Raw genomic sequence first — 8,465 nt, forward strand, 5'->3', positions numbered from 1 at the left:
TCAGAGACGTTTATTTACCTTGCCATGATTCGGCTCATGGTACGGCGACTGGCATAAATTTTGACCCCTCAAAACTTTTCAAACACCCTCTGAGAATGCACCAATGAACCAAGCTGTATCATATTCATAGTCAACTATTTGCTGTAATTATTGTTGTATTATGTTGCTGAAAAAACAATTGTGCAAAATCACACTGCATTAGTGATTATTGCATAAAAAACTTGCTGTTACAAAAGATATCGAATAACCATAGGTTAGTTTTTATTAATTATTAATAGTTAATATGAAATAAAATGATGTGTGATAGTAAATTTGAATTGAGGAAATTTTCAACATGGCTTTTACATATTACTACACTGTCCGATTTCAAGATACTGATGCGGCTGGAGTAGTTTATTTTGCTAATATTTTCAGAATTTGTCATGAAGCTTATGAGGTTTCATTAGCAGCTTCTGGTATTAATCTTAAATCATTTTTTACTAATCCATCTGTGGCTTTTCCTATTGTTCATGCTAATGTAGATTTTTTTCGTCCTATGTATTGTGGTGACAATTTAGTAATTAGTTTGTTACCGGAAAAAATAGGTTCGGATAAGTTTGAAATTACCTATGAAATGACAGGAGATGAAGTCATGGTTGCTAAGGCAATTACTAGGCACGTTTGTATTGATGCCAGTAGTAAAATTAAGCAGGAATTACCAGATTATATGAATAATTGGTTAGAAACTAACCACAGAGACGCAGAGGGCGCACAGAGAAGAAAGTTGAGGGAGGAGGTTATGTAATTTTCCATTAGTTGGTTTTTATAAATTCTTCGGCGATTTGTTGGAGTTGTTGACGGTTGATTTTACCTTGGGCGTTACGGGGTAAGTTTGGTAGGGAAATCCAATGTTTGGGAATTTTGAATTTACTCAATTGATTTTTTAGTTGGGTTTGAATTTCTAGGTAAGAAATATTTTGATCTTTGGGAATATAAATGGCTGTTAATGCTTGTCCCCAATGTTTATCAGTTATACCAATTACACAGACATCTATTACCATGTTTGTTTTTCTAATCGCTGATTCGATTTCTGTTGGGTAAACGTTTTCACCACCTGTAATGATTTTGTCACTGTTGCGGCCAATAATATGTAAGTAGCCGTAATTGTCTAAAAAACCAATATCATCAACTACAAAGTTATCTCTATTTTCCCACATTTGGGGATAATAACCTAATGCTAAAGATTGACTTTGAATATTTATATTTCCTGGTTGATTATCAATGATGATTTTAGCATGGGGGAGAATTTTCCCACTATTAAATTTACCTTGTAAAAATTCATCAGGTTTAAGAGTTGCTATTTGAGAAGCGGTTTCTGTCATTCCATAGGTAGGTGCTAATCTAATCTGATAATATCTTGCTTTTTCTAATAATTCATCCCAAGGTGGCGCACCTCCTAACAGAACTGTAGAAAATTTTGATAGCCATTGGGTTAATTCGGGATTTTGGAGAAGTTTTTGTAATTGGGTGGGAACTAAAGATATAAAAAAATCGGCTGGGTTAATATTTGGTAGTTGAGAAGTTTCTAATTTTTTAGATGAGGTAATTACTAATTTACCTCCTGTTGTGAAAGACCGCATAAATTGCATTAATCCACTCACATGATACAATGGTAATATACAAAATGAATTAACTACATTTATGGAAAAATATTCTGTAAATCCTTGTACAGATCCAGTTAATGTTTTCCATGTATGAATAGCAAATTTAATCTTTCCTGATGAACCACCTGTAGGAATCATGATAGTATTAGTAATTGGTAATTCATAATTGATAATTGGTGATTTTGAAAAATTATGATCTATTCCTAAAACTATATCTGGTTGCACTAAATTAAAGACTTGTTCCCATTCCGCTTGACTCCAATCTGGGTTACAGAGAAAAACCGGACATTTAGCCGCACAAGCTGCAATAAAACTAGCTAAAAATCTCACTGGTGATCTTTCCGCAATAATAATTTTTGGGGTTGATAACTGAGTTAATTTTAAATATAATTCTGTGGCTATTTGTGGTAATTCTTGGCTATGATCACAAATTAGCCAATCATAGTTTCGTAGATTCTCTAACAGGTTTTCCATAGACTTTCTAGCCAGTTTGATTCTTGTGGTTGAAAAAAGTGGTTAATTCCAAAACCAACAGCGCGGTTATTACTAGACAATTCTGCTGCTAATTGTAATGCAGCTTGTCTCCCAATTTGGGTTTCAAATACCGATGAAAATACAACATCAATTTGACGTTTTTTGCAAAACTCTTTTAACCGAAATGGTGAACCGAATATCCCCGGTTTAATCACGAAAATTCCCCGCCAACCTTGTTGAAAACATAATTCTAATTGGTGAAGATTGGCGATAGATTCATCTAAGGCTATTGTTGTAAAATATGAATTACTTAATTCTTGCATTTCTCTAAATTTATCTACAGGTAAAGGTTGTTCGATAAATTCAATTTTTGGTAAGAATTGATCACATTTTTGTAACCATAATTCAGCTTCTTGATAAGTAAGTCCCCCATTAGCATCTAAACGTAATTTTGCTGATATTGGTAAACTAGAAATTAGTAAATCAAATATTTCTAATTCTTGATTTATATCATCAACAGCAATTTTCCATTTAAATGTTTTATATCCTTGTTCCCATAAATTACTCCATTGATTTAAAGCTGATTTACCTGCTGGTAATAAGCCGCTGTAGGTGAGATTAGGCGACTGGAAGTCACTGCTACACAGACGAAACCCACCTGGGTGGGTTGAAGATTCAAAAGCAAATTGACAAGCTGGTAATTTATCGGGAATGGCGAAAATTATCTCTTTAGTAATTGTTTGTGGAAGTTGATAACAAAAATCTAAAGCTTGTTTGATAGTTTCTGAACCAAACCAAGAAATGGGGGAAATTTCCCCCCAACTAACGTCATCTTTTTCATCAATCAAGCGGATAATTATGCTTTCGCGGATTTCCCAAACCCCATAATTAGTAATAATGGGATTTGTGAATTTCTGACTAAAGTAACGAAAAGAAAATTGATAACCCATTAGGGACTTCCAAAAAAACTCAACCCCTCATTCCTCCGTGTCCTCTGTGCCTCTGTGGTTAGTTTATTCTTAATGTAACTTAACCAATAATAAATCCTAAACCCAAAAATAAGCAACTCACAAACTGAACTCTGATAGCGATGAATTTAGAATTGCTGACTTTATCTGGTTGGTTGTGATTTTCTAAAACATGACGACATAATTTCACCGCAAAAGGTAAACTCAGAAAACTAAGTAATGTCCAAAGTGGGAAAATATTCAAAATCACAAATAACAAAATTAGAGGATAAATACTCGCAGTAAAACCCACTAAAACCTTTGCACCAGTGTGAGTTCCTAGACGCACAATAGGAGATTTCTTTCCTGCGGCTATGTCATCTACAACTTGATGAAAATGGGAACAAAATAACACTAAACTGGTAACAAGTCCCAAAATTACCGAAGCTGCTAAATTGGTCATAGACCAGGTTTGAGTTTGACTATAATAAGCCGCACTCATACCCAAAGGACCAAAGGCAAAAAAGCAGAGAATTTCCCCTAAACCTTGGTATCCTAGACGGAAAGGGGGACCTTGGTACATATAGCCCAAACAGCAGCATAAGAGGATTATAGCAATAACTGTGGGGTCTTTTTGCAAAATAGCGATCGCTATTATTCCCAACAAACCCCAACCTAAACACAGGTTTCCTATCCAAAACATTAAGGTTTTGTTACCAGTTAAATTCACCAATGAATGATGTTTATTCTGATCAATTCCTGTTTCGGCATCAAAGACATCATTACTAATATTTTCCCAAGCTAAAATCAAAATTGCCGCAGCAATAAACAAGGAAAATATTATGGGATTAAAAATCTTTATTTCCCTAAATGCTACCGCCGAACCTACCCAAACCGGCATAATAGCAACACTGTACATTGGCGGTTTAATAGCCGCCATCCATAGTTTAGCTTGAGGTGGTGAAATCTGAGTTGAAGTCATCAGTTGTGATTAATTAAATTACCATAACTTTAGTTATCAGTTAAATTTTATAATTTTGCACGATACTTGACTAGCTATTTTAGATTTAGGATTGTTGATCACTTATCGGTACAATCAATCTAAAATTGTTTAACTTTGGTAAATTACCAAAAAATGCTAGTTTTATGATTATAGGCGAATATCCTGCCATGAAACCTGCTATCTTGCCGCCAAAACAGGATAAACCCCATAATCAGGCTAAGTTTATGCTGGTTAATGGTAACTGAATTATGTTACCTATAAAAATACCACCATGATTCATTACATTTTAGGAAGATAACTTAATAAAAATTAACTTATACATCCATGACAATTTCACCATGTCGCAGCCACACCTTTGTAGACTACAAATACCTTAATCAATTACTATTAGAGATTCAGGAAAATTGCCGTCGCCATAATTATAGTAAAATTGTGAGTATTCCCCTAGAAATTGGCTTAGTTGATCCTTTGCTGGTTTTTGATCAATTTAATCAGAAAAATACCATAAACTTTTATTTTGAAAATAAAAGTAATGGTGAAGCAATAGCAGCAATTGATACTTTAGATAAAATAGAAATTTCTGGTAAAGATAGGTTTACAAAATCAGAAGAATTTATTAAAAATTGTCTGAAAAATATAATTCCTATTTCTCACGAAAATCAGACTTTTTCCCTACCTCGATTTTTTTGTACTTTCAGTTTTTTTGATCAGCATAAAAAAGTAGATTGTCCATTTCCTTCTGCTACGGTTTTCCTACCTTGTTGGCAAATAGCTTTAAAAAACAATTGCTGCACATTAGTAATGAATACAATTATCAATTCTAGGATTAATATTACCAAAATATTAGATAATTTACAACGCCATTTAGAAATTATTAGATCTTTGCATACCCATTCTCTAAATATTGATAAATTTCCCTTAAACTTATATAAAAAAATCACTAATAACGGTGAAAAATTTAAAACTTCTGTTTCCTCAGTTTTAGAAATAATTCATGCTAACCAGTTAAGAAAAATTGTTTTAGCTGATATCTTAGATGTCAGTGCTAATCATGATTTTAACTTATTACAATCTTTAAATAATCTCCGCCAAATACATCCTAATTGTAATGTATTTTCCACCAGTAATGGTCAAGGACAAAACTTTATTGGTGCTAGTCCAGAACGATTAATTAGTATTCACAAACGGCAGTTAATTACTGATGCTTTGGCAGGTTCTGCACCGAGGGGAAAAACTCCCACAGAAGATGCTACAAATGCTAACAATTTAGTGAATAGTACCAAAGAAAAACACGAACATAAACTGGTTCTAGATTTTATTACTCAACATTTATCTCAACTGGGTTTATTCCCCCAAGTTTTAGCCCCCAGACTGCGACAATTATCTAATATCCAGCATTTATGGACACCAATTAGTGCAGTAGTTCCCAATAATATTCACCCTTTACAAATCGTTGCTAAACTGCATCCTACTCCAGCAGTTGCCGGGGCAGCACGAGATATTGCTTGTGCAGAAATTCGCCGTTATGAAAGTTTTGAAAGGGGTTTATATGCAGCCCCTTTAGGTTGGGTAGACGGAGAAGGAAATTGTGAATTTATTGTGGGGATTCGTTCGGCTTTAATTGATGGTAATTATGCCAGACTGTATGCAGGTGCGGGTATTGTTGCTGGTTCAGATCCTCAAAAGGAATTTGCCGAAGTGCAACTTAAACTACAAGCCTTACTAAAAGCCTTGGTTTAAAGACTTTCCCTCGTTCCTAGACTCCGGCTAGGAATGCCAGCTATGAGGCTCTGCCTCCCGTCAAATATATTTCCTTGTACTCCGACTAGGAATGCCAGCTATGAGGCTCTGCCTCCTCTATCACTAGCGGCAGAACCGCAATTCAGCATTCCCAGTCAGAGACTGGGAACGAGATTAATAATATGATTACAAATCACGGTGACTAAATGATTTTGCGTTTGCACCTGTGTAGGTTTTCACAATATGTCCATTCCCAGACATTTGATATTTATATGTGATTAAACCTTCTAACCCAACTGGTCCACGAGGTGGCATTTGTTGGGTACTAATTCCCACTTCAGCACCAAATCCATAACGAAAACCATCAGCAAAACGGGTAGAACAATTATGATAAACTCCCGCTGCATTGACTAAGCCTTGAAATGTTTCTGCGGCTGTAATATCTTCAGTAATGATTGCTTCTGTATGCCGAGAACCATAATTTTCAATATGGGATATTGCTTCATTTAAAGAATCAACAATTTTAATAGCTAAAATTAAATCGCTGTATTCTGTTTGCCAGTCTATTTCTGTGGCTGTGGCAATATCAGATAAAATTTGTATAGTCCGTTCATCACCTTTTAATTCTACATTTTGTGCTTGTAAAGCTGTGGCAACTTGGGGCAGAAATTCGGCAGCAATGCTACTATGAACTAGCAAAGTTTCAATGGCATTACAAGCAGCAGGATATTGAATTTTAGAATCTACAGTAATACTAATAGCTTTGGCAATATCAGCGGCTTGATCTACATAAAGATGACAAATGCCATCAGCATGACCTAATACGGGAATGCGGGTATTATCTTGGACAAATTTCACGAAAGCATTAGAACCTCTAGGAATAATTAAATCTACATATTTATCTAATTGCAAAAGTTCTAATATTTCTTCTCTCGTGGTTAACAATTGCACCGCATCAGGATGAACTGCTGTGTGAGATAATCCTTGTTTAATGGCTTTAACTATGGCTGTACAAGAATGTATTGCTTCTTTACCACCTTTGAGAATGACACCATTACCGGATTTAATTGCTAAGGAAACTATTTGAATTGCGGCTTCGGGACGGGCTTCAAAAATGATGCCTAAAACGCCTAAAGGACAGGTAATGCGTTTGAGAATTAAACCAGTGTCAATTTCTCGATGAATTTGGACTTTACCAATAGGATCTTCTAGTTTACCAACATCTCGCACACCAGCGATCGCATCCCTTAATTTATGTTCATCTAACTGCAACCGTTTATAAAGGGGTTTAGCGATTCCTTCCGCTGTTGCTGCGTGACAATCAGCCAGGTTTGCTTGCAGAATATCATCCTTTGCCAATTCTAAAGCTTGAGCGATCGCTTCAATAGCTTGATTTTTGGCCTCAGAGGAGAGAACTGCCAGCTTACTAGCAGCTTGACGGGTTTGTTGAGCGATAGCTTCGCTGGTAGTAGGCATCGCAGATAGAGGAGAAATAATTTTGAAATTAGTCATAAGAATACCTGGTAAGTGGGAAACCTTTGAGGAAAAAATTAGCTGAAACAGCTAATTTTTGACCCTATTTTTTTAAATTCACCAAATCGAGTCTAGACACTTAACCTTCTTGAACTCGACGTTCAAATTCTTCGGAAGTTTTTCCAACTACATCTAAGGCTGAGGGATAGATATCATTATGCTCCTGTTTCAGCCAGCCTAAGAGATTGGCAATCTGAGCATTCCGTAAATCTAAATCAGTCTGAAAAATGATTGAAGTCGCCATCGCTTCAGCATATTGAGGTGGATGACCTTTCTGCACAAAAACATCCACCAAAGCGGCTAAAGCTGTCTGTGGAATATTAACAGGAGTCCCTTCTGTAGTCATAATTTCTGAAAAAAATAAAATTCACAGCCCATTATAATTTACCCATAGGAAAGAAAATTTTAATTTATCTATAGGAAATAGGAATTTAATTTATTTGATACAAGGGAACAGGAAAGCAGTTTTGGCAAGTTAACTTTTCCCAAAATACTTTCTTATTTACCTACTAAGCAGTAATAACACTTGATGTTGAAAATTCTATCGGGTGATACGATTTACGGTAAATTACACAATTTAGGTTCTATCTATTAACTCTATTAACTAAGCATATCCAGTATTCGATATGCTTTTAAAATTTGAAGGTAATTTTTAATCGTTAACTTTAGAACACGAATATAAATCAATGACTGCTGGTAAATTAAATATTATTACGTACATGCAAAAAAAAAACAAATGCAAATTACTACTACAAAAGCCAAGCTCACCTGCGTGTACTAATGAAAAATCAAGGGTTTGAAAACAGCGGAGGCATCTTTATTGTTCTAAGGCGAGTATAAATTTATCTTGGTCAAAGCCCTATTAAGCCCTGCTATATTTAATAGCTATGTATATTATTTTACAGTAGATTCTGGTTCTCAGAAACTTTACATTTCTTGACAGATTTTTACTTTACATCATAAAAATTAGATGATAATTTGTTTAAGGGTTAGAAATTTGCTTGACCGATAGTAGTAAAATTAACAACAAGGAATTAAAAAAATGGCAGTTGAAAAGACCAATTCTTCCTCCAGCTTGGCAGAAGTTATTGATAGAATCCTCGACAAAGGTATCGTAATTGACGC

8 protein-coding genes are annotated in these 8,465 nt (G+C 35.0%); 3 read left to right on the forward strand and 5 right to left on the reverse strand.

The window, feature by feature from the left end; genetic code table 11:
* Window positions 1–334 precede the first annotated feature (334 nt).
* A complete protein-coding gene (locus AN490_RS13745) occupies window positions 335–784 on the forward strand; it encodes a thioesterase family protein (protein ID WP_300004208.1) in 450 nt (149 codons plus the stop codon).
* 7 nt (window positions 785–791) lie between these two features.
* On the opposite strand, the gene AN490_RS13750 is transcribed toward AN490_RS13745, so the two are convergent.
* The 3 genes from AN490_RS13750 to menA all read right to left on the reverse strand — a co-directional run bounded on the left by AN490_RS13750 (window position 792) and on the right by menA (window position 4,046).
* Complete coding sequence (locus tag AN490_RS13750) at window positions 792–2,117, reverse strand: 2-succinylbenzoate--CoA ligase (RefSeq protein WP_300004211.1); 1,326 nt, start codon at window positions 2,115–2,117, stop codon at window positions 792–794.
* Entirely contained in the window at window positions 2,102–3,067 is a 966-nt protein-coding gene (locus AN490_RS13755) for an o-succinylbenzoate synthase (protein WP_300004214.1), read from the reverse strand. Before AN490_RS13755 ends, AN490_RS13750 begins: the two co-directional genes overlap by 16 nt.
* Before the next feature lie 79 nt (window positions 3,068–3,146).
* On the reverse strand, window positions 3,147–4,046 hold the full coding sequence (menA, locus tag AN490_RS13760; RefSeq protein WP_300004217.1) for a 2-carboxy-1,4-naphthoquinone phytyltransferase: 900 nt from the start codon (window positions 4,044–4,046) through the stop codon (window positions 3,147–3,149).
* 345 nt (window positions 4,047–4,391) lie between these two features.
* On the opposite strand from menA, the gene AN490_RS13765 reads away from it, so the two are divergent.
* The gene (locus AN490_RS13765; RefSeq protein ID WP_300004220.1) at window positions 4,392–5,807 is read left to right on the forward strand and encodes an isochorismate synthase MenF; all 1,416 of its coding nucleotides are present in this window, start codon (window positions 4,392–4,394) and stop codon (window positions 5,805–5,807) included.
* Between the two features lie 186 nt (window positions 5,808–5,993).
* On the opposite strand, the gene AN490_RS13770 is transcribed toward AN490_RS13765, so the two are convergent.
* Window positions 5,994–7,319, reverse strand: coding sequence for a glutamate-5-semialdehyde dehydrogenase (locus tag AN490_RS13770; protein ID WP_300004223.1), 1,326 nt, complete (start codon window positions 7,317–7,319; stop codon window positions 5,994–5,996).
* A gap of 100 nt (window positions 7,320–7,419) precedes the next feature.
* Window positions 7,420–7,686, reverse strand: coding sequence for a hypothetical protein (locus tag AN490_RS13775; RefSeq protein ID WP_300004226.1), 267 nt, complete (start codon window positions 7,684–7,686; stop codon window positions 7,420–7,422).
* A 696-nt stretch (window positions 7,687–8,382) separates the two neighbouring features.
* Here AN490_RS13775 and gvpJ point away from each other — a divergent pair.
* Window positions 8,383–8,465, forward strand: an 83-nt coding sequence (gene gvpJ, locus AN490_RS13780) for a gas vesicle protein GvpJ (protein WP_300004229.1), incomplete at its 3' end; no start/stop codon positions are given.

Origin of the sequence: Anabaena sp. AL09 (assembly GCF_001672255.1) — a bacterium.
Lineage (GTDB): Bacteria > Cyanobacteriota > Cyanobacteriia > Cyanobacteriales > Nostocaceae > Dolichospermum > Dolichospermum lemmermannii.